The organism is Gordonia sp. UBA5067 (assembly GCF_002414845.1).
Classification (GTDB): domain Bacteria; phylum Actinomycetota; class Actinomycetes; order Mycobacteriales; family Mycobacteriaceae; genus Gordonia; species Gordonia defluvii.
In genome coordinates, this window is record NZ_DIAX01000054.1 from 1 (window position 1) to 20,692 (window position 20,692).

22 protein-coding genes are annotated in these 20,692 nt (G+C 66.9%); 11 read left to right on the forward strand and 11 right to left on the reverse strand.

The annotated features are described in order from the left end of the window. The 4 genes from B4M62_RS08715 to pknB all read left to right on the forward strand — a co-directional run. Positions 1–1,167: FtsW/RodA/SpoVE family cell cycle protein (locus tag B4M62_RS08715; protein ID WP_290706741.1), on the forward strand; the 1,167-nt coding region annotated here is incomplete at its 5' end. Beyond that, the gene (locus tag B4M62_RS08720; RefSeq protein ID WP_290706742.1) at positions 1,164–2,666 is read left to right on the forward strand and encodes a peptidoglycan D,D-transpeptidase FtsI family protein; all 1,503 of its coding nucleotides are present in this window, start codon (positions 1,164–1,166) and stop codon (positions 2,664–2,666) included. The genes B4M62_RS08715 and B4M62_RS08720, both read left to right, overlap by 4 nt. Beyond that, complete coding sequence (locus B4M62_RS08725) at positions 2,663–3,997, forward strand: protein kinase domain-containing protein (protein WP_290706744.1); 1,335 nt, start codon at positions 2,663–2,665, stop codon at positions 3,995–3,997. The genes B4M62_RS08720 and B4M62_RS08725 overlap by 4 nt, the downstream gene beginning before the upstream one ends. A gap of 4 nt (positions 3,998–4,001) precedes the next feature. Then, positions 4,002–5,900, forward strand: a complete 1,899-nt coding sequence (pknB, locus tag B4M62_RS08730) for a Stk1 family PASTA domain-containing Ser/Thr kinase (RefSeq protein WP_290706746.1) — start codon at positions 4,002–4,004, stop codon at positions 5,898–5,900. Between the two features lie 4 nt (positions 5,901–5,904). Here pknB and B4M62_RS08735 read toward each other — a convergent pair whose 3' ends face one another. Continuing rightward, complete coding sequence (locus tag B4M62_RS08735) at positions 5,905–6,564, reverse strand: aminodeoxychorismate/anthranilate synthase component II (RefSeq protein ID WP_290706748.1); 660 nt, start codon at positions 6,562–6,564, stop codon at positions 5,905–5,907. Positions 6,565–6,602: 38 nt separating this feature from the next. On the opposite strand from B4M62_RS08735, the gene crgA reads away from it, so the two are divergent. Next, positions 6,603–6,893, forward strand: coding sequence for a cell division protein CrgA (gene crgA, locus B4M62_RS08740; protein ID WP_290706750.1), 291 nt, complete (start codon positions 6,603–6,605; stop codon positions 6,891–6,893). A gap of 114 nt (positions 6,894–7,007) precedes the next feature. Continuing rightward, entirely contained in the window at positions 7,008–7,484 is a 477-nt protein-coding gene (locus B4M62_RS08745; RefSeq protein ID WP_290706752.1) for a PH domain-containing protein, read from the forward strand. Between the two features lie 304 nt (positions 7,485–7,788). On the opposite strand, the gene B4M62_RS08750 is transcribed toward B4M62_RS08745, so the two are convergent. Continuing rightward, positions 7,789–8,472 carry a rhomboid family intramembrane serine protease gene (locus B4M62_RS08750; RefSeq protein WP_290706754.1) on the reverse strand — a complete coding sequence of 228 codons (684 nt, stop codon included), beginning with the start codon at positions 8,470–8,472 and terminating at the stop codon, positions 7,789–7,791. A gap of 53 nt (positions 8,473–8,525) precedes the next feature. Continuing rightward, a complete protein-coding gene (locus tag B4M62_RS08755) occupies positions 8,526–9,050 on the reverse strand; it encodes a peptidylprolyl isomerase (RefSeq protein ID WP_290706756.1) in 525 nt (174 codons plus the stop codon). Positions 9,051–9,140: 90 nt separating this feature from the next. Between B4M62_RS08755 and B4M62_RS08760 the strand changes: the two genes are divergently transcribed. Together B4M62_RS08760 and B4M62_RS08765 are read left to right on the forward strand one after the other, a co-directional pair. Continuing rightward, on the forward strand, positions 9,141–9,284 hold the full coding sequence (locus B4M62_RS08760) for a hypothetical protein (RefSeq protein ID WP_290706758.1): 144 nt from the start codon (positions 9,141–9,143) through the stop codon (positions 9,282–9,284). Between the two features lie 558 nt (positions 9,285–9,842). Beyond that, complete coding sequence (locus B4M62_RS08765; protein WP_290706760.1) at positions 9,843–10,127, forward strand: DUF4190 domain-containing protein; 285 nt, start codon at positions 9,843–9,845, stop codon at positions 10,125–10,127. A 19-nt stretch (positions 10,128–10,146) separates the two neighbouring features. Here B4M62_RS08765 and B4M62_RS08770 read toward each other — a convergent pair whose 3' ends face one another. The 6 genes from B4M62_RS08770 to B4M62_RS08795 form a co-directional block, all read right to left on the reverse strand. Beyond that, positions 10,147–11,937: a CocE/NonD family hydrolase gene (locus B4M62_RS08770; RefSeq protein WP_290706762.1), complete on the reverse strand. Its 1,791-nt coding sequence runs from the start codon at positions 11,935–11,937 to the stop codon at positions 10,147–10,149. Positions 11,938–12,174: 237 nt separating this feature from the next. After that, a complete protein-coding gene (locus B4M62_RS08775; RefSeq protein ID WP_270486616.1) occupies positions 12,175–13,179 on the reverse strand; it encodes a DUF6414 family protein in 1,005 nt (334 codons plus the stop codon). Between the two features lie 73 nt (positions 13,180–13,252). Continuing rightward, entirely contained in the window at positions 13,253–13,678 is a 426-nt protein-coding gene (locus tag B4M62_RS08780; RefSeq protein ID WP_068746095.1) for a DUF6262 family protein, read from the reverse strand. Continuing rightward, positions 13,675–15,681 carry a tyrosine-type recombinase/integrase gene (locus B4M62_RS08785; RefSeq protein WP_290706767.1) on the reverse strand — a complete coding sequence of 669 codons (2,007 nt, stop codon included), beginning with the start codon at positions 15,679–15,681 and terminating at the stop codon, positions 13,675–13,677. Before B4M62_RS08785 ends, B4M62_RS08780 begins: the two co-directional genes overlap by 4 nt. Then, positions 15,678–16,814: a tyrosine-type recombinase/integrase gene (locus B4M62_RS08790; RefSeq protein WP_231855560.1), complete on the reverse strand. Its 1,137-nt coding sequence runs from the start codon at positions 16,812–16,814 to the stop codon at positions 15,678–15,680. The genes B4M62_RS08785 and B4M62_RS08790 overlap by 4 nt, the downstream gene beginning before the upstream one ends. 11 nt (positions 16,815–16,825) lie before the next feature. Beyond that, on the reverse strand, positions 16,826–17,527 hold the full coding sequence (locus B4M62_RS08795; protein ID WP_068746116.1) for a hypothetical protein: 702 nt from the start codon (positions 17,525–17,527) through the stop codon (positions 16,826–16,828). 281 nt (positions 17,528–17,808) lie between these two features. Here B4M62_RS08795 and B4M62_RS08800 point away from each other — a divergent pair, with 281 nt between their 5' ends. Beyond that, entirely contained in the window at positions 17,809–18,903 is a 1,095-nt protein-coding gene (locus tag B4M62_RS08800) for an ImmA/IrrE family metallo-endopeptidase (RefSeq protein ID WP_290706772.1), read from the forward strand. Positions 18,904–18,939: 36 nt separating this feature from the next. Beyond that, positions 18,940–19,287 carry a hypothetical protein gene (locus B4M62_RS08805; protein ID WP_068746093.1) on the forward strand — a complete coding sequence of 116 codons (348 nt, stop codon included), beginning with the start codon at positions 18,940–18,942 and terminating at the stop codon, positions 19,285–19,287. 52 nt (positions 19,288–19,339) lie between these two features. Here B4M62_RS08805 and B4M62_RS08810 read toward each other — a convergent pair whose 3' ends face one another. Then, the gene (locus tag B4M62_RS08810) at positions 19,340–19,747 is read right to left on the reverse strand and encodes a hypothetical protein (RefSeq protein WP_068746092.1); all 408 of its coding nucleotides are present in this window, start codon (positions 19,745–19,747) and stop codon (positions 19,340–19,342) included. A 109-nt stretch (positions 19,748–19,856) separates the two neighbouring features. Between B4M62_RS08810 and B4M62_RS08815 the strand changes: the two genes are divergently transcribed. Next, a complete protein-coding gene (locus B4M62_RS08815; protein ID WP_290706774.1) occupies positions 19,857–20,186 on the forward strand; it encodes a hypothetical protein in 330 nt (109 codons plus the stop codon). An 18-nt stretch (positions 20,187–20,204) separates the two neighbouring features. On the opposite strand, the gene B4M62_RS08820 is transcribed toward B4M62_RS08815, so the two are convergent. After that, the gene (locus B4M62_RS08820; RefSeq protein ID WP_156485679.1) at positions 20,205–20,672 is read right to left on the reverse strand and encodes a hypothetical protein; all 468 of its coding nucleotides are present in this window, start codon (positions 20,670–20,672) and stop codon (positions 20,205–20,207) included. Positions 20,673–20,692: the final 20 nt, after the last annotated feature.

Sequence of the window (20,692 nt, forward strand, 5' to 3'; positions counted from 1 at the left end):
CTCGACCTCGGCGCCGAGCACGGCGGCGAGTCGATCACCGGTACCGCCACCGTCACCCACAACGCCGACCAGCAACTGCTGTGGACGCTGGTGGGGATCATCGGCTTCGCGGCTGCGCTGATCGTCGTGCGCGACCACCGCACGATCGCCCGCTATGCCTACACGCTCGGCTTCGGTGGACTGGTGTTCCTGCTGATTCCCGCCGTTCTGCCGGCCTCGATCTCGGAGATCAACGGTTCGAAGAACTGGATCGTCACCCCGTTCTTCTCCATCCAACCGGGCGAATTCGCGAAGATCGCCCTGATTCTGTTCACCGCTGCCGTCCTCGTCGGCAAACGCGACCTCTTCACGACCGCAGGCCGGCGCATCGGCCCGTTCGACGTCCCGAGGGCTAGGGACCTGGGCCCGCTGATGATCGCCTGGGTCATCGCGATCGCCATTTTCGCGCTGCAGAACGACCTCGGCACGCCGCTCCTCATTTTCACCACCATTCTGACCATGCTGTACGTGGCCACCGACAAGGTCAGCTGGGTCGTCATCGGGCTCGTGCTCTTCGCCGCCGGTGCCGTGGCCGCCTACCAGCTGTTCCCCCACCTTCAGGTGCGCGTGCAGATCTGGCTCGATCCCTTCGCCGACTATGCCGACCGTGGGTACCAGATCGCGCAGAGCCTGTTCGGCCTGGCCACCGGTGGCCTGTTCGGCACCGGGCTGGGGTCGGGACGGCCCAACATCGTGCCCTTCGCCAACACCGATTTCATCATCGCGACCATCGGTGAGGAACTCGGCCTCGTCGGCCTGGCCGCGGTGCTCTGCCTGTACCTGGTCCTGGTCATCCGCGGGCTGCGCACCGGTATCACCGTGCGCGACAGCTTCGGCAAACTGCTGGCCACCGGACTTGCGGCAACGGTCGCCATCCAGTTGTTCGTCGTCGGCGGCGGCGTCACCAAACTCATCCCGCTGACCGGGCTGACCACGCCGTTCGTCTCCTATGGTGGATCATCGCTCGTCGCGAACTTCCTCCTGATCGCACTGCTCGTCCGGATTTCCGACGCGGCCCGTGAACCGCAACGGCCGGCGCGGCCGGCGCCGGGGATCGCGGGCGTCCCCACCACGATGATCCCGGCCGCCAGCGGACCCGATCCGACGGCGAGCAAGGGTAGCCGATGAACAAGCCGATCCAGCGCGTCGGGCTGTTCGCGTGCGCACTCGTCGTCGCGTTACTCGCCAATGTGACCTACATCCAGGTGTTTGAGGCCGACACGCTGCGCACCGACTCGCGCAACAATCGTGTGCTCCTTGACGAGTACGCCCGGCAGCGCGGCGCGATCACCGCCGGCGGTGACGTCATCGCAAGTTCGGTGCCCACCAACGGTCGCCTGCGCTTTCTCCGCTCCTACCCGGCGGACACTGCGTCGGCGTTTGCCCCGGTGACGGGCTACTTCTCATTCCAGTACCGCAGCTCGGGCATGGAGTTGGCCGAAGACGCGGTTCTCAACGGCAATGACGATCGGCTGTTCGGCCAGCGATTCATGGACATGTTCGCCGGGCGTGACCCACGCGGCGGGAACGTCGTCACCACCATTCGGGCCGACCTTCAGCAGGCCGCCTACGACGCCCTGCGCACCGGCCGGTGCGACGGCGTCTGCCGGGGCGCCGTCGTCGCCATCGAACCCGGTACCGGCAAGATCCTGGCATTGGCCAGCTCACCGTCCTATGACCCCAACAAGCTGGCCAGCCACGACCAGCAGGTCCGCGAGCAGGCCTGGGGGGCGTGGACGAATCCGCGGAACACGGCCGACCCCATGCTCAACCGGCCGCTCGACCAGCTATACCCACCCGGCTCCACGTTCAAGGTGATCACGACCGCCGCCGCACTGCGCGACGGACTCGACCCGAACATCCGGCTCACCGCGGCCCGGAGTATCGCCCTCCCCGACTCCACCGCCACCCTCACCAACTACGGCGACCAGCCGTGCCCGGGGGCCGTCGGTGGAACTGTCACGTTGGCCCAAGCGTTCCAACATTCGTGCAACACCGCATTCGTCGACCTCGTGGTCAACAAGATGAAGCTTCCCGACGCAACCCTCGCCGAGACCGCCCGCCGATTCGGACTCGACGAGGCGACCCCGGCGACCCCACTGCCGGTGCGGGCCAAGTCCACCTTCGGCGCCCCCACGGACCGCGCCGCACTCGGCCAATCGGCCATCGGCCAGTATAACGTCCGCGTGTCGGCACTGCAGAATGCCATCATCGCTGCGACGGTTGCGAACGGTGGGGTGCGCATGCAGCCATACCTGGTCGATAAGCTACAAGCACCCGATCTTCGGACGCTGTCCACGACATCGCCGACGACGGTCAACGAACCGATCAGTGCAGCGCAGGCAGCGACCCTGACTTCGCTGATGATCGACTCGGAACGGCAGTCCGGAGGACCGGTCACCATCGCCTCGAAGACCGGCACCGCCGAACACTCGGCTGGTCCGGCCACCGACGAGGTGCCGTATGCGTGGTACATCGCATTCGGCCCCTCCACGAACGCCAAGATCGCCGTCGCGGTAGTGGTGGAGAACGGACAGTTGGGAACGGATACGACAGGCGCGACGGTAGCCGCGCCAATCGGACGAGAAGTGATCAATGCGGCACTGAGAGGAGGTAGCGGACGATGACACTGCAACAGGGCACCGTGATCGCCGACCGGTACCGGCTCATGCGATTGATCGCCACCGGCGGAATGGGACAGGTCTGGGAAGGGCTCGACACCCGTCTCAACCGCCGCGTCGCGGTGAAGGTCCTCAAATCCGAGTACTCCAACGACCCGGAGTTCATCGGGCGCTTCCGCACCGAGGCGCAGACCACCGCGCGGCTGAACAATCCCGGCATCGCCGGCGTGTTCGACTACGGTGAGACACCGGACCGCAACGGCGGTCAAGCGCTGGCCTACCTCGTCATGGAACTCGTCGACGGCGAGCCGCTGAACGCGGTCATCTCCCGGTTGGGGCGTCTTCCGGTGGCAAACACCCTGGACATGCTCGAGCAGACCGGGCGCTCACTGCAGGCCGCCCATGAACAAGGTCTGGTCCACCGCGATGTGAAGCCCGGAAACATCCTCATCACCCCGGCCGGACAGGTGAAGATCACCGACTTCGGCATCGCGAAGGCGACCGACTCGGCACCGGTCACACAGACCGGCATCGTGATGGGCACGGCCCAATACATTTCGCCGGAGCAGGCCAACGGCGACGATGCCACCGCCGCCTCCGACGTCTACTCGCTCGGCGTCGTCGGCTACGAGGCACTGACCGGTCGCCGGCCATTCCTCGGCGACGGTGCCATCACTATCGCGATGAAGCACATTCGCGAGACACCGCCGCCGCTGCCCGCAAACCTGCCGGCCGAGGTGCGTGACCTGATCGAATCGACCCTGGCCAAGGATCCACATCAGCGATACGCGAGCGGCGGTGAATTCGCTGATGCGGTCGCCGCGGTTCGAGCCGGGCGCGCGCTGCCCGCGCCGACCACGGCTACCGGCTTGGCCGGTGCCGCGACGGCCCGAAAGCCCTCCCGGACCACGGCGAACACCACCGCGAAGACGCCACCGGCGCGGCGCACATCGGCGCCCGCCGCAGACAACGGCGGGTGGACGGGCGGGCAGAAGGCGCTGGCCGCCATTGCGGTGATGTTGTTGCTGACCGCGCTCGGACTGGTCGGCTACCTCGTCTCTCAAATGAATAGCTCACCGGCGGTGACCCCGTCGACGACGGTCGTGCACCAGGGGCCCGCCACGCCGCGCACCACGACGCAAAAGCCGGCGCGTACGACGACCACGACACACCGGCCGACGCAGTCGGCGACGACCGACGCCGAAACCAGCACCACGCAACCCGACCAGACGGCCCCCCGGCCCAAGCCCAAACCACGACCCGAGGACCTTCCACCGGACCCCGGCGCGCCGACCGCGCCGTGGCCGCCGTTCCGAATCCCAGGCCTGCCGGGTTAGTGCCATGACGTCCACTCCGCACCACCTATCGGATCGCTACCAGCTGGGCGAAACACTCGGCTTCGGCGGCATGTCGGAAGTTCACTTCGCCCGCGACCTGTTGCTGAACCGGGATGTCGCCGTCAAGGTCCTGCGCGCCGACCTGGCCCGTGATCCCAGCTTCTACCTCCGCTTCCGCCGCGAAGCGCAGAACGCCGCGAAACTCAACCATCCGACGATCGTGCAGGTCTTCGACACCGGCGAGGCGCAAACCGATGAGGGCCCGCTGCCGTTCATCGTGATGGAGTACGTCGAGGGCGAGACGCTGCGCGACATCCTGCGCGCCGATGGCCCCCTCGCACCGCGGCAGGCGTTGACGTGGATGGCCGACGTCGCTGCCGCGATGGACTTCTCCCATCGTGCCTCTATCGTCCACCGCGACATGAAGCCGGCCAACGTGATGATCGACCGGACCGGTGCGGTCAAGGTGATGGACTTCGGTATCGCCCGCGCGATGAACGACACGTCGGCGACGATGACGCAGACGTCGGCGGTCATGGGGACCGCCCAGTACCTCTCTCCGGAACAGGCGCGCGGAATGAAGGTCGACCCGCGCAGCGACATCTACTCGATGGGCTGCGTGCTTTTCGAGCTGCTGACCGGCGAGCCGCCCTTCACCGGGGATTCGCCGGTGGCCGTAGCGCATCAGCATGTGCACGAGGCCCCGCCGGTGCCCTCGGACCTGCGCAGCGACATCTCGCCCGAGCTGGACTCGGTGATTCTCAAGGCGATCAGCAAGAATCCGGCAAACCGCTATCAGACTGCCGCCGAGTTCCGGGCCGATCTCATCCGGGTCTTGTCCGGCCAGCGACCGGCCGCGCCGATGATCATGAGCGATGCCGAGCGCACCGATCTCATCGACACGGGTCCGCGCGCCCTTGTCCGGCCGACGGCCGGTGGGCGCCGCGACGGCGGCGGAGCGGCCGTCGGTGGCAGGATCTACCGGGAGCGCCGGCTACGGGCCGCCGCGATCTTGGCCGTTGTGCTGATTCTGGTCGGGGGTCTGCTGGTGTGGGCGCCATGGTCTGGTCCGGCTCGCGATGTCACCGTCCCCACCATCACCGGGATGTCCGGTCAACAGGCCGAACAGCTGTTGAATCAGATGGGATTCAAGGTCAAGAAGATGCAGGAGGCTAGCCTCGACATCCCCGTCGGCAACGCGACCCGATCCACCCCGGGCGGTGGCGTGCGCGCCGAGGAGCGCTCCGAGGTGACCCTGTACGTGTCCACCGGTCCAGCGCGTCACAAGATTCCTGACGTGCACGGCAAGTCGAAGGCCGATGCCGTCAACACGATGTCCATGCTCGGCTTCACCGTGGTCAAGACCGACAAGGTGGACTCGCCGAAAGAGCTCCTGGACAAAGCCGTCAACTCCACTCCGCCGGCGGGCACCGATACCGAGGTCAACTCCGTAGTCGTGATCCACATCGGCCAGGGTCCCAAACAGGTGACGATTCCGGAACTGGCCGGCGAAACTGAGGACCGGGCGCGGGCCATTCTCAAGCAGCTCGGCGTGAAGATGTCAGTCGTCCCTGGTGACTCCGAGATGCCGCGCGGCGAGGTCGTGACGACGTCCCCGTCGGCCGGCGCCACGATCTCCGACGATCAGCCCGTGACGGTCACCGTTTCGCGGGGCAACATGTTCATCGTTCCGAACCTCGTCGGCAAGACGCCGACGCAGGCACGCGCGGCCCTCGCCGGCGCGGGGTGGCGGGCTTCTACGTTGACCCAGTCGGCCCGCGGGCTGCCGCTCGGCCACCGGGACAGCGGTCGTGTCGTCGCCCAGGATCCGCCGGCCGGGTCGGCCATCCGCAAAGACGACGGCGTCAGCATCGTCGTCGGAGAAGGCCGCCTGATCGGGTAGCCGACTAGTCCAGTGCGGCGGCGAGTTGCGCCTCCAGGCTTTCGACAAGGCCGGCGTCGATGTCGATCCCGCACACCGCCAACCAGTTGGCGAGCATCCGGTGCCCCCCTTCGGTCAGGACGCTCTCCGGGTGGAACTGCACCCCGTGGATCGGCAGATCCTGATGCATCATCGCCATCACGATGCCGCTCTCGGTGTGCGCGGTGACGTCGAGTTCATCGGGGATCGTCTCGGGGAGAACGGTGAGCGAGTGGTATCGCGTGGCGATGAACGGACTGGGCAGACCGCGCAGCACGCCGCGCCCATCATGGACGACCGCCGAGGTCTTGCCGTGCAGCAGCTCCGGTGCGCGATCGACGGTGGCGCCGAAAACTGCACCGATGGCCTGGTGGCCCAGGCAGACTCCGAGTAGCGGCGTCCGCGTGCTCCGAACGGCACGGACAATATCCATGGCCGCCCCGGCGCGTTCCGGGGTGCCGGGTCCCGGGCTGAGCAGAACGCCGTCGTACTCCGCGATCGTTGCCGTGAGCGGGTGCTCGGTCAGCCGGGGATCATCGTTGCGCCAGACGTCCACGACAACCCCGAGCTGGCCCAAGTATTGGACCAGGTTGTAAACGAAGCTGTCATAGTTGTCGATCACGAGGATCCGGCTTTCCTGACTCACGTGGACAGGCTACCGCCCGGTCATGGGATAGTTGAGGTATGCCCAAGTCAAAAGTCCGCAAGAAGACTGACTACACGATCAACACCGCAAACCGGACGCCGGTCAAGGTCAAGGCCGGGCCGTCGGGTCTGGTGTACCAGAGTGTCATGTTCGGCCTGATGCTTCTCGGCCTCGTCTGGCTGGTTGTCTACTACCTCGCCGCCACGCCGTCGACCTACGGTGGGGACGGCCAGTTCCTGCACTGGATGGCCAACCTCGGCCCGTGGAACTTCCTCATCGGGTTTGCCCTGATGGTGGTCGGGCTGCTGATGACCATGCGCTGGCGCTGACGCCGCCCGCTCCGGCGTGCTGGCTCGAGACTTTTCCACACTGTGGAAATTACATGTGTGTAATTCGTCCACACTGTGGGTAACCACTGTGGATAACTCAGCATAGGAGGGTGCGTGCAAGCGTCCTGGTCCACCCCAGTCGGCTTTGGCTATGCACTGCTCATCGGTGCGATCGCCCTCTTCGGGGGCGCACTCGCCGTCGGCCTCGACCCGGTCGGGCTGGGACTGGTGCTGATCGCCGTCGTCGGGCTCATGTTCTTCGGACTCTCGGCACTGCGGCTACGGCCACGGCTGGCCGTGCACGACAACCTCCTCACCGTGCGAACACTGACCGGCCAACAGTCCTATCCACCTGAAGAAGTGCACCGCATCCGCGTGCTGTCGATGCGCCACATCGGCCGGCGCACCGCACAACTCGAACTAGACCTCGCCACCGATGAGTCGCTGGCGGCCGCTACTGATCCATCACGACGGGGCGCACCGCTGGACAACTCGCGACTGGTAGTCCTCGGCCGGTGGGATCTGGGCGCCGACCCGCACGAGGTCGCCCAGACACTCCAGGACGCCGGCTTTCCCGTCGACCCCCGGTGATCCGGGAGTTATCGGCGGGCTTCAGTAGCAGTACCGCCACTCCCAGCGGCCGGTCGCCTTGTTGTAAAAGCGGGCTTTGGACTTCGGCGTGCGAGAAGGGTCCTCTGCACCCCACGTGCAACTGACAACCCGGCGACCGCGCCGCAACGGAATGTAGAACATCTCGCGAGGCCTCCCCGTGTCCGCGGTGCGACTGCTTGATCAGCGCACTACCCAGTGGTTGCGATACCAGAACTGTAGGCGGCCAATCTTCCCGACCCGCTGGCCGGCACCTGTCAGATTGCTGGGAGTCAACCGGAGCGGGTCAGCGCGGACGCAGTTCCGGTGAGATGACGCCGATCAGGATTGCGCCGCCGAGGAGCGCCGCCATGACCAGCCAGGCACTCGAGCTTGCCCGGCGGCGCAGCGCAACGGTCGGCGTTTGCCGGCCCATCGCCAACTCCGGGACGTACAACGCGGCCACCGTGGCCAGCGTGCCGAATGCCAGTCCACCCAGGTGCCCCACCAGGGAAATCCCTGGTACGGAAACCGAGATGACCAGGTTGATCGCGATAACCGCGAGGACCTGGCCCGGCGGGGCCTTCAGCTTGAGCACGATGACGAGCATCGCGCCCATCAACCCGTAGATCGCCCCCGAGGCACCGGCGGTCGCAGTGTGTTCACCTGCCAGCATCGCGACCGCTGCACTACCCCCGAAGAGGGACGTCAGGTAGATCATCAGGAAGCGCGCGGTTCCCAGGATCGGCTCGAGCATTGTCCCGAGGATATACAGCGAGATCATGTTGACCGCGATATGCATGAGCGACAAGTGCAGAAAGCCTGACGTCAGCAGCCGCCAATACTCGTGATGGACGAGGTCCAGCGGCATCAACGTCGAATTGTTGAACACCGGCGACTCGACGAATCCGTAGAAGCTGCCCGTTCCCGCCTGAGCGAAACAGACCGCATAGACCACGGCATTAATGGCGATCAGTGCGTAGGTGGCCACCGGCCGGGCCCGCCCGAGAGCGGCGCCCGACCGGGGAACCGAGAAGGTGATGACTAGTCCTTCAACTCGATCGACTCGATCACGACGTCGTCACTCGGGCGGTCCCCCGCACCTGTCGCGGTCGTGGCAATGGCGTCGACGACCTTGCGCGACTCCTCGTCGATGACCTCGCCGAAGATGCTGTGGCGACGATTCAGGTGGGGGGTCGGGCCGACGGTGATGAAGAATTGCGAACCGTTGGTGCCCGGTCCGGCGTTGGCCATTGCCAGCAGGTACGGGCGGTCGAAGGACAACTCCGGGTGAAACTCGTCCTCGAACTTGTACCCCGGGCCACCGCGCCCTGTGCCGGTCGGATCGCCGCCCTGGATCATGAACCCGTCGATAACCCGGTGGAAGACCGAACCATCGTAGAAGGGTCCCGAGTCACCGCCGTTGGCGTTGGCGCTGCTGTAGTCCTTGGATCCGTCGGCCAGACCAGTGAAGTTGGCCACGGTCTTGGGCGCGTGGTTGGGAAAAAGGGTCACGGCGATATCGCCGCGATTGGTGTGGATGATCGCTGTATTGGTCACACCCGCCATCCAACCATCTCCGCACCGGAAGGGGGTCGGTCGGACCGAATCGGCGCCCTGAAGTTTGTCCTCGGCCCGCGGATTTGGCAGGCTGTAGTCATGCGCTTCACAAGGATGGTCGCCGCAATCATGACGGCAGTCGCGGTGGTCACCGTCGTGACCGTTCTCAAGCGCCGCCTCGATGCCGCCGGGCGCGACCCGGTCGCCGCCTCCCCGCCCCGCGTAACTGACTTCACGCGTTGACGTCGCAGCAGCGAGTAGTTTTGCCACATGACTTCAGATGAGCGCAGCGACGGTTCAACAGGCGGCGGCCCGCTGAATCGGCGTCCCGTGCCGCCCGTGCCGACGGCGCACCCGACACCCGGCGCCGGCGCCAACTCCCCGAATATCTCCACGCCGCCGCCAAGCGGCACCCGTGCGCGATCCTGGACGCCCGCCCAGCCGCCACCGGCCCGACGCCGCCCGCCCGGGACCGGACCCGGCGCCGGCAATCGCCCAGGGATGCAACCCGCGGCCGGGTCCGGTCCGCCCACACCGAAGAACCAACCCGGACCGAAGAACCAGCCCGGACCGGGGAATGCGGCCCCGCCGCTCGCGAGTCGTTCCCGGCCCGCGGCCGCGCCGCCGGCAATGAAAGGGCCGAATAGCCCGCAGCCGCCCAGCCCCACACTCCAGCCGGGGCCGCCGGTATCATTTCCCCCCCAGCCGGCCACCCCCGTCGGCGCTCCGACGGGCCCCCCACCAACCGCCAAGCCACCCGGTGTGCCGGGCCCGGCCAAACCGGCGCCCCCGGTCAGGCCGGTGGCGCCCGCCAACCCCGCACCCGCCGCCAAACCGCACCCGCTCCCGGCGCCGGCGGAACCGAGGCTCAACAAGCACGCCATTCCGGCACTGCTGTGTTCCTTCTTCGGCATCACCGCACCGGTTGGGGTCTACCTGGGACGCAAGGCTCGCAAAGAGATCGGTCAAACCGGCGAGACCGGTGACCCCTACGCGGTTGCCGCCCTCATTATCGGCTGGGCCTACCTCACCGCGTTGGTACTCGGTATCGCGACCTACCTGATCTTCGCCGTCGGCGGCAGCTGAGACGGCTCGAGGGCGATCGTCAGCTGCGCGGCACCGGGTACGTGTAGCGCTGCAGGTAGCCTTCCAGGCTGGTGTTGGACGTGCCCTCGGTGGGGGTGCCGGCGTCAACCGGTCCGAGCGGGAGGCGCAGCTGTCCGTCGACCACATCGACTGTCGCATTGCTGGTGGGCACGGGGTAGTCCCACCGGCCACGATTCGCGTCGGTAACCCGAACGACGAGTCGATGACCAGCCTTAACCAGCCAGTCCGTCGCGAAGAGCCGGATCCACGTGTCGCCCCGATTCAGCATCGACACGTTCTGGGTGATCATGACGGCCCGTCCGGACGGATCGACATCGTAGATGTTGACGGCTACCGGCGTTTGCTGAACAAACGGGTTCGAGTCGTTGTGATTCACCCGGGTCCGCACCCTGACCCTGGGGGAACCACTGATTCGGATGGCTGTCGGCTCCGGCGGCAGCAGTGTCCACACCGCGTTGGCCACCCTGTCGTGTGTGGTCTGGGTGACGTTGGATGCGGCGGCTACGCCGTCGATCTGGGTGGCCAGCCAACGGCCCCCCACCAGAATCTTTACCGATGCCTGATTTCCGTCGTATCGATAGGAGCCGTGATTCAAGCGCACTGAACGTGTCGACGCCCGCATCGGCCAGTCCGATTGGGCTCGCCACGAACCGGTGTTGTCCTGGACGAGGAACCCCCGGGGCGGCTGGCCCTGTCCCTTCAAGTAGTGGTCATAGAATTGCCCGACCTGCTCCAGATAGTCCGATCGCCCGGTCGACGGTCGATCAGTCGCCTGCCCCATCATGGACGTACGGTCGGTATCGTTGCCCCGAACGTGATCCCACATGCCCAACCAGCCCGTGACCGGACCCGACATATTGTGCAACGCCTCAGTCAAACCGTCCGCGGACGTGTTCTGATCAATAAATCCCTGCGACAAAAAGAGGGGCACAGTCGAACCGCGCAGCCTGTCGATCATGCGGCGCGACTGCCAGTATCCGTCGGAGGGAAGCGCACTCTGCGTCGCGAATGCAGCCGAGATGCACGCTGGACTGATGACGTTCGCCGCAGATCTGGACACGAAGTTCTGGAACTCGCGGCTGTCCACCGCGACGTTCGCCGGCAGTGGGTTCATCGATGTGTATGCCAATGACAATGGCGTACCTACACGAGTCGTACGGGGAATCCCGTTGCCGTACAGGTAGCGGTACCAGTCGTAGACCGGTTCCTGAGCCACCACCGCGGCCAACCCGGGGATCCGCTCACCAGCCGCAACAAGGCCGGAAACTCCATCGTAGGACTTGCCGTACATACCGACTTTGCCCGAGGACCACCGTTGCGTTGCCGCCCATCGCACCACCGCTCGGATATCGGCGTGGTCAGCCGGACCGCTGTTGTCGAGACACCCGGTGCTACCGCCGAATCCCCGCAAATCGGCGAAGACCACCGCGTATCCGCGATCCAGTAGGTGCCCATTCTCGACGAGATCGTCGTAGCGTTCCGGAGGCTGCTGAACTGGAAATTCGCCGCCCTGCCGGTAATGCTGAAAATACGGCCCCATGGCCAGCACCGCTGGCACGCGTCCCACCCGATTGCGGGGGATGAGGACATCGGCGTAGATTTTCGCGCCACTGGAAGTGGGGATATACGCGGCAAACCAATTGCCGCCGCGGATCGGACCCATGAACACGGTCTCCGCCGCATTCTGCGGTGCCGCCGCAACGGGACCACTCCCCACCGCCAGCACCGCGCAGGCCGCGATTGCGATGCAGAGCGCAGCCCGAAGGCCCGCCGTCCGTTGGGCAAACATGGTCTTCAGAGTAACGGATGGTCCTGTTCGGTTACGCGTCCAGGCTAGGTTCAGCGCCATCGAGACGGTCCATCTTTCTCGTCGGTCCGGACACGACCCTGCCTCGTGGAGCCTAGGAGATTCGATATCTCTAGGTGACTACTGGCTGTCCACGACGTGGGCGACAGTGCTAATTGCTCAGAGTGCCCTCTGTCGTGGAGCGGTTATCTGCACCTACTCCACGACAGGACCGACGGTTCAGATGTAGATCGCGATGGGCATGACGGTGATCGCGTTCGTGATCTCTGTGTCGAAGGAAAGATCGAAGTACTCGGCTGCGGCCTCGTCGGCGCCGAACGTACCGAGGAGGTCGGCTACTGCCTCTGGTTGGAATCGTCGCAGTAGCTTGTTGTTGGCGAGGATCGGTGTGCTGGGAGTCAAGGGCTTGATGACCTTGCCGAGGACGGTGAATTGGCCGTCGAGGAGCCGATCGGGGTCTGCGGTCACGAAATGTGCGGCGTCGCATATGAGGACGGCGTTGCGGTCGTCGGTGACAGTGGCGTGGTACTCGCGGGTGGCGGTGCGTCGTGCGTCGACGTGGAGTGCTTCGGCAATTGCCTCGGCGACGGTGGCCGCGTCGGAGGCAGTGAGTTCGTGGATGGCGCGCTGCGCGGCGATCTTCCCTGCGTCGATGTCGACGCCTGCGGCTTCGGCTTGATCGAACGCTTCCTGGATCTCGGCGCGTTTACTGTGTCGGATGGCGAAGCGGGTGACCTCTCTGACCAGCGTTGGGGTTGCGATGTCGAGCAGGGCGTTGACCTCGTTCGGGCGCACCGTGACGGCGGTGAACTCCGCGATGTCGCCGGCTGAGGCGGCGAACGCATCGGTGGAGAGCTGTCCGCGTTCGGCGAGTCCGCGTCGCACGGCGTCGAGGTAGTGCGCTTGTGAGTACACGAACTTCTGTCGTTGGGCGCTCGACCGTTCGTCGGCCTCGGTCTGCTGGCGGACCCATTCGCCGTCGAGCCTGCCGGTGGCCTTGGCGAGGAGCGGCGCGGACCCTTCGGCGCCAGCCCCGGCGCTGGCCTTCTTCTGTTTGTTCCCGGTCGTCGTCTTCTTCCCGGCAGTATCGCTCTCCGCGGACTGGAGGAGACCGACCTGGTACATCTCTTGCAGCATCGCCGAGACGAAATCGGCGTTCTGGTAGACGATGGTGCGCGGCGTCTGGGCCTGCGTCGGTCGCTCTTGCGATGGATTCTTGGCCATAGTGGTGGGATCCTTTCGGGTAAATCATGTTGGGGTACTGGGAAATAGCGATGGGTTGTTGCGCGGTCAGATGCTAGGGCGGCTCCGCTGGCCGGTGGGCATGGGGCCGCGGGGTATGGGGCTCAAGCAGGCGGCTGCGCAGGGCCTGATTCTCTGCGGTGAGTTGCCCGACGTGTTCTGCCAGTTGACGATTGCGCGCGGTCGCGGCGGTGAGCTTGGCGCGCAGGGAGTCCATCGTCGCCGGAGAGACGGTCTGGGCCTTCGTGTTCGGCGCGTGGCTGTTTCTGCGGCCGATGATGTCTGCGCGGAGCTCGCGATGTTGGTAGAGGAAGCTCGTGGAGACACCGGCGGCCTGCGCGATCGCAGTGAAGGTGATGGGCCGCCCGCTGTTGTGTAGGCGCGCGATCGCACGCCGGGCTCGGGCTTCAGTGTCGGCGCTGCGGACCCGTGCGGCCGCGGTGAGCCGGGCGGTGCGGGCAGCACGGTCGGTGGCGGTCACAGCTGATCCTGCTCGGTGGGGCCGATCTCGTCGATGAGCTTGGTGACCTTGTCGAGCATGGTCGCGTTGAGCTCGGCGACCTCGGTGTCGCCGCGCTCGGTGGCGGCGTCGGTGAGGCGTCGGAGTTGGTCGCGGTGGGCGATGTGGCTGCCGAGGTAGGTTGGTCCGCCGGGTTCGTGGAAGGAGCAATCCAGGCAAGGGTTGGGGCGGAATTCGCAGCGCTGTGCGGCGGGGAGGGTGCAGAAGCCGTTGGGCAAGGCGGCGACCAGGCGAGCGCGAAGCCGTTCGACATCGGGGTGGCTATCGGCACCACTGCTTGCGGCGTCCCAGAATTCGCGGGCCTTGCGTGCGAGGGTGTCGTCGGTGATGCGGGCGTAGGTGGAAGTCATGGTGTCGCTCTGGTGGCCGAGGAAGTCCCGGACCTCTTGCTGGGTCCATCCGTTGTTGAGCAGAGTGGTCGCGATGGTGTGCCGGAAGCGGTGGACATCGCCACCGGAAATCGGTTCCCCGGTGGTCGTCGAGATGGTGATGCCGTGTTCGGTGAACAGATTCGCCAGACGGTGCCGCAGGCCGCTGGCGGACCAGGGCTGGGTGCGGCCGGCTGTGGCGCTCGAGCGGGCGCCGGGGAACAGGTGCTCGGCGTCGGTGCCGTAGATTTCGCGCACTCGGGCCTGTTGGTCGAGGATGACCGTGGCGAGGCTGTCGGGGATGGGGAATCTGCGCCAGGAGCGGGTTTTCGGCATCCAGTATTCGATCCAGTGGCCGGCGTCGCTGTGGTGCACGCAGTCGATCGGCAGGGCGACGAGCTCGGAGATCCGGCAGCCGGCCCATCGGGTGGTGGCGATCATGGCGCGCAGGGTCGGGTCGGTGGCGGGGTTGTCGACGATGAGGGTGTCGACGCGTTCGATGACGTCCGGTGGGAAGGGCCGCGGTCGGCGGGACTTGCGGTGGGTGTTCTCACCGCGTCGCAGGAACACGGCGGATCCGAGGTCGGGAACGATCTGGGTGTCGTGCAGGGTTTCCAGGAGGTAGGCGGCGGTGTTCGCGAGCCGAGGATCGGCGGGGGTGTCGGGCCTGCGGGCCCAGGCGAGGTAGTCGAGGAACACCGGCCGGGTCACCGCCGCTGGATCGGGGATCTCGCCGTTGAGGGTCAGGTACTGGCCGAGCTGGCGGATCGCGCGGACCCATTGGGTCAGGGTGCCCCAGGACAGGTGCGCGGTGGTCAGTTGTCGTCGGGCGAGGTCTTTGACGGCCGCCCGCAGCCACGGGACCGGCACGGTCGCCCAGTCGACGGCGGTGTGGGTCGAGCCGGACTGGGTGGCGTCGAGGACGAACTCGAAGCCGTCGCGCCAGCGCCAGTGATCCGCGCTCCACGGGTCCGGGTCCGTGGCACCTTCCAGCAGCCGGAAGAAGCGGCGCACGTACGACGCGCAGAGGGTCTCGTAGCAGCCGGTGTGGGGCCAGCTCTGCCGGCACAGCAGGACCCAGTCGTCTGCGGTGCGTTCGGTCAGCGAGCCCGTGATGCGGGTTGCGGCGGTGTCGATCAGCACGATCAGGAAGCGCCGCAGGCTGGCGTTGGGGGTCCAGTCGCCGCGGCGAATCTTTGTGGCGACGACGAACCGGATCTCGTCGGCGGCGGTCGCTGGGAGCGTGCGGAAGTCGACGGTGAGGGTGCGGGTGCGGCCGCGGGGCCGACCGATGGGTTTGGCGTCGACGGCGGCCCAGGCGGTGAAGTCGGTCGGCTGGCCGGCGCGGAACCATTGGAAGTAGTGGGCGTAGCACAGTCCCCGCCGCACAGCGGTTCCCACGACGGGGCCGCCGAGCCAGTAGCGCTCCCCGTCACACGCGTCGACCGAGCACAGGTCGGCGGGTGCGGCGGCCCGGCGGCGGTCTCCGGCAGGTTCGATGACCTGCCAAGTGCTCGCGCACCACGGGCCCTCCGGGATGACCAGCGCCGGCCGCGCCGCGGGGGCTGGGGAGCGGTGGGGTTCACGTCGGTTCATCGCCGGGCCCTCCCGTCGCGGGGCGCTCGTCCGTGCGGTCTGCCGCAAGGGGTGTTGTCCTGCCGGTCGGGCCAGACGAGGTGCTCGGTGCGGCGGAGTTTGTCGGTGAGGTCGTCGCTGGCGAGGTGGATGTAGACATCGGCGCTGGAGGGGTGGGATTGGCCGAGGCGGCCGGCGATCTCGGGCGCTGTCCACCCCGCCTTGGCGAGGGCGGTCGCGTGGGTGTGGCGCAGCATGTGCGGGTGCAGATCGTCGATTCCGGCGCTCGCACCGATGTGCTCGATGAGCTGGTAGGCGTTCGAGTACGTCAATGGCGCGCCGATCGGGTGCCGGGAGAGGTTGACGAAGACGTAATCGCTGTCGAGGTCGGCGATCTCACCGAGGAGGTAGCTGGCGTACAGGTCGAAGAAGCGGCGTGGCGCGTCGACGGTGAACTGGGCCCGCTGTTTCGACAGGGCACCGTTGAGGTTGTCCTCGCGCCGGACGATCCGCACGCGCCGGCGCATAGGGTCGAGGTCGCCGTGGCGTAGGCCCAGCGCTTGCCCAATCCGTAGGCCCAGGTCGTACATCGCCGACAGCAGAAGCCGGTCGCGGTCGGTCGACGCCGCGTCGAGAAGCCGGCAAAACGCGGTATCGAAGTCGATCACGTGCACCGTCTCCGCCGCCGGGCGACCAGCGCGAGCGAGCCGCGGCACGTCCGAGGGCTGCCGCGCTTCGATGTGCGCGAGGAAGCTGTGCGAGCGGCGCGGCAGCCGCGACGGATTGCGGGTCAACACCAGATCGGTGGGGCCGCGGCCCTCCACGCGGTGGAACTCGTAGAACTCGCGGACCGCGGCGTTGACCGCCTTGACCGTCGACGGCGCGCGGCCTCCGCCGTCGCGGGGAACCAGCGGCGGCAGACCCGCTGACAGGACGCCGACGAAGTCGCAGAGACCGTCAAAAGTGACCGCGTCCCAGTCGATCACCCGCGCGGCGAGCCAGCGATAGTACAGGCTCAGGTGCCGAGCGTACGAGCGCACGGTGTTCGCGGAGCGGTCGATCGCCCGCTGCCAGTGCAGGAACTGCTCGATCTCGGTCACCGGCAGGCCCGTGGTGTCGACGACCGTCCAGGAGGGCTGCCCGTGCACGGTCACCGGGACCGCCCTCACTTGGCGTCCCCGGTCTGCTCGCCCGGGCGGGGCCGCACCACGATGTCGGGACGCACTGCACCATCGCGTGCGGGAAACGCTTCTGCCGCTACATCTGCAGCCACTGGGAGCGCCCCCGGCAGCCACACCATGTTGCGCTTACTCCAGGTCGCGTACTGGGCCTGCACCGCGGCCATCGGCACCTCGAAACGCTCCCAGTCCACCCTGGGTGCGCTCACCCAGATGTGCTTGACGTACTTGTCCGTCCGCAGGTCGTACTCCCACGTCAGCTCGCAGTGCGTCGGGTTGCCGGGCAACCCCAGGGCGCCGGAGTCCTGCGCACAGAACGCCTGCCGCCGTTCGTTGGTCGGCTGGGCCTCATTGTGGTGAATCTCCATGTAGGCCTTGCCGAGCGCGGCGACCGCCGGCCAGACCGACTGCTGCTTGCACACCGTATGCCCCGGAGGGTGCACGCCGTGGGTGCTCAACCACACCTCCGTGCCGGCGGCCGTAAGGGCCGCCACGTACGAGCCGCGCCCCAGCACCTGCAGCACGGTCCGCAGATGCGCGGAGTTGAGCTCGGAGAGCGTGTTCCAGTGATCGACCGCCGACAGCAGCATCGCGCCCACCCCGACGCTGACCTGCCCCAGCATCCGACGCGCCTGCTTGCGGGTCAGCGGAACCGCCAGCGGCTCGGGATCATCCATCATCTCGCTCATCGCTACCTCCTCCATTCGCTCCGAAATATCTGCACAGAATCGTGCAGACCGTGGTAAGGTATGCCCGGCGCGACACGCCGGAGTTCGGCACGCCGATTTGCCTGGCGTTTCGGTGTGTACGCTGCGGCTTTCGTCACATCAGCCTCATCCGTCGCAGAGCGTGGGAGTGCGGCTGAGCAGGAAGACGCAGATCACACGGTGTTTCTGCGCGGTTTTGTCGCCGGTCGGAGTTAGGGTCGGAGACCAGGAGCACCGGGAACGGATGTGGAGGCGAATCTGTGGTGGCACCGAACCCGTATGCCGAGGCGAACAGTGTGATGGTGGAACTGGTCCGGCTCTCGTGCGGCTGGTCGAAGAAGCGCCTCGCCGAAGAAGCCGGGGTGCATTCCTCGCACGTCAGCCGGGTCGAGGCCAGCCGGATTCCATTGGCCGGCAAGGCCCTGGCTGACTACGCCGCAGCGCTGTCCTGCCCTACGGAGCTGTTGTGTGTGCCGTTTAGCCGCACTCCTGCGGAGGGCACTCATTTCCGGGCCAACGCCAGCGCGGCCGAGTGGAAGCGCGACCGGATCTGGGCGCGGGCGAACGTGGTGGCGCTGCGGATCGGCCGCCTGGCTAAGTACACCGATGTCAACCCGAAATACCCTTTGCCGCAGCTCGATCCGTCAGACTACGCCGCTGAGGACGGTGAGATCACCGTGGCACAGGTGGTGCGGCGGCTGTGGCGGCTGGCGGGCCCCATCGAATCGATGAGCGAGGTCCTCGAGGCCGCGGGCGTATTCGTCGTCGCCGAGGACTTCGCCGACCGGGAGGTCGACGCGGTCACTCTGCGTGCCACCGAGCACCATCCGCATGTGGTGTACGTCAACGCGGCGCTGCCGGCGGACCGGATGCGGATGACCCTCGCACACGAACTGGGGCACCTGGTGATGGACGCGATGACCTTGGTCAGCCCCGTCGAGGTCGAACGCCGCGCGACGGCCTTCGCCGCGGAGTTCCTAGCACCGATCGACGACATCGGCCCGGCCCTTGACCGAGTGTCAGTGCGGACCGTGCACGAGCTGGACGAGCTCCGCATGACCTGGGGCGTCAGTGAATCCTCCCTGGTGGTGCGGGCCCGCGACCGCGGCGTCTTCACCGACTACCAGTACCGGTCGATGTTCCGGTTCCTCAATGAGACCGGCCGCGTCCACGGGCACCGCGCCGGCGTCGACGCCGACAAGCCCCGCCTGGTCGCAGATATCCTCGAGCAGCTCGATGAGGCCGGCTACCCCACCGCCGAGCTCGACGACATCACGCTTCTGACTGGGGCGCAGCGTGCCGCGCTCTTCGGCACTGCGGATCCGACACGGGCACCACGCCACCTGAGCATGGTCTGACCCGAATCGCTACGGACCTGATCCTCTGGGGCGCAGATGGGGACCAAGCGCAATCCGACCACGGTCCGCGACGAGCAGTGGCGCACACCGCCGGGATCGAAGAAGCCGGCGCACACCATCGATCAGGACCACGCAGCCGGTGGCCGTGAACGCCGCGTCGTCATCGTCGACGGCGCCAACGGTGCCCTCGGCCGGGTCGCTCTGCAGCCCCGCTACCGGCGCATCTATGCCGAGCTACGGTGGCAAGCAAGCGAACCCGGCCGCGAGACCAGAAGCGCCTTCCTCGGCGAAGTCCGCGAGCGATCCCGCGCCAAGAACTTGGCGGAAGCGTGGCGACGCGCCCATGAAGAAGGCCTCACCCAGCCCCCGGGCAGCAAAGGCTGACTGATTCGCGGCCGGGCCACTCGATCGCGGCGCCCGGTGCGCTGGTCGTGGCCTACTGCAGCCACCGCTCGCTATCGAGGTCAGCGAGCATCGTCACGTATTCCAGCCGAACGTCCGAGGCATCCTCGGCGAGGTACCCGGCCGCCGTCAGTCCGCCGAGATCGGGTGCCGGCACGCACATCCAGAGCGCCGCAGTCCAGGGATCAGCCCCTCTCCGCAGGGTCTGCCACACCCGCAACAGCCCACTGCGGACACGCTCGTCATCGTCGAACTGCCAGGCGGGAAACACGGGCGTGCCGTTCGCGAGCGCTGCCCAGATGACCCCATTCGTCGCGATCCGCTCAGCGAGTTCGCCTTCGCACAGCGCCAGATACCGCACGACGCCCTCGGCGTCATAGAAGGGCCCGACCACATCATCGAGCACGGACTCCGCGTCCTCGGCATCGGCTGCGTCGTTCACAGTGCTGATGATCCGTGGCCGGCGGCGGGCTTGTCCACTCACGAGGCCAGGCAGCCACCACCGGAATCGGGCCGGACCGGGCAGGCCTGGGAGTGGGATACTGGCAGCTATGGCGAACCAGGACGGTGCGGTGCAGTTCGTGTCCGGCAATGAGCGTCTGACCCGGATCCTGTCCGATCCAGGCCGGCGGCAACAGGCCGATGCCATCATCGCCGAGATGGATCAGATGGACCGCCGCTACCGCGACGCGGCCCAGGTGCTCGACGGGGCCGCGGCCGCGGCAGCAGCCGCAGCGGGCACGCCAGCCGTCGCCGAGGTTCTGCGGGCGCTACAGCGACACCTGACAGCCGCTGGGATCCGGGACATCGGCATCACGCTCACGTTCAGCGATCACGAAATGACGCTGCCTCTCGAGCGGATCATTGCCGCCGATCACTAAATGACGGGTTCGGCCGCCCTACTCGGATGCGTCGGGAACGAAACCGCTCGCCGCGGCGTCCGCGGCACACAGTGTCCGGGCCCAACTGCCGCGGTGCGCCAGGGCACCATCGCTGCCGCATTCCTCGCAGGTGCGTTCCGAGCGCTGTTCGGCCGCGCGGATGAGGTCATCGAAACCCGGCCGGGGCCTGTCGGGCTCGAATTCGATGTAGTACCGCAGGCCACCGAATTTCTCCTTGACCTGCACCAGCTGGTAATCGGGGTCGATCGCCGCGAGCGCCTGGTCGAGGTCGATGACGATCGAATACCAGCCGGGCCTGATGTCGAGCGTCGGGTAGGCCCCAGGAAAGAAGCGGGCACGGACACCAGCGAGGGCGTCGTCCGTCAGATCATCTGCCATGCTCTTGAGCCTGCCAGCCCGTCCGTCGCACGTCTCCTTGTGCCGGGCCGAGCCGCCCGCAATGCGCAGACGGTACCCGTGGCTCATCGATCACCGGCGGTGGTCGA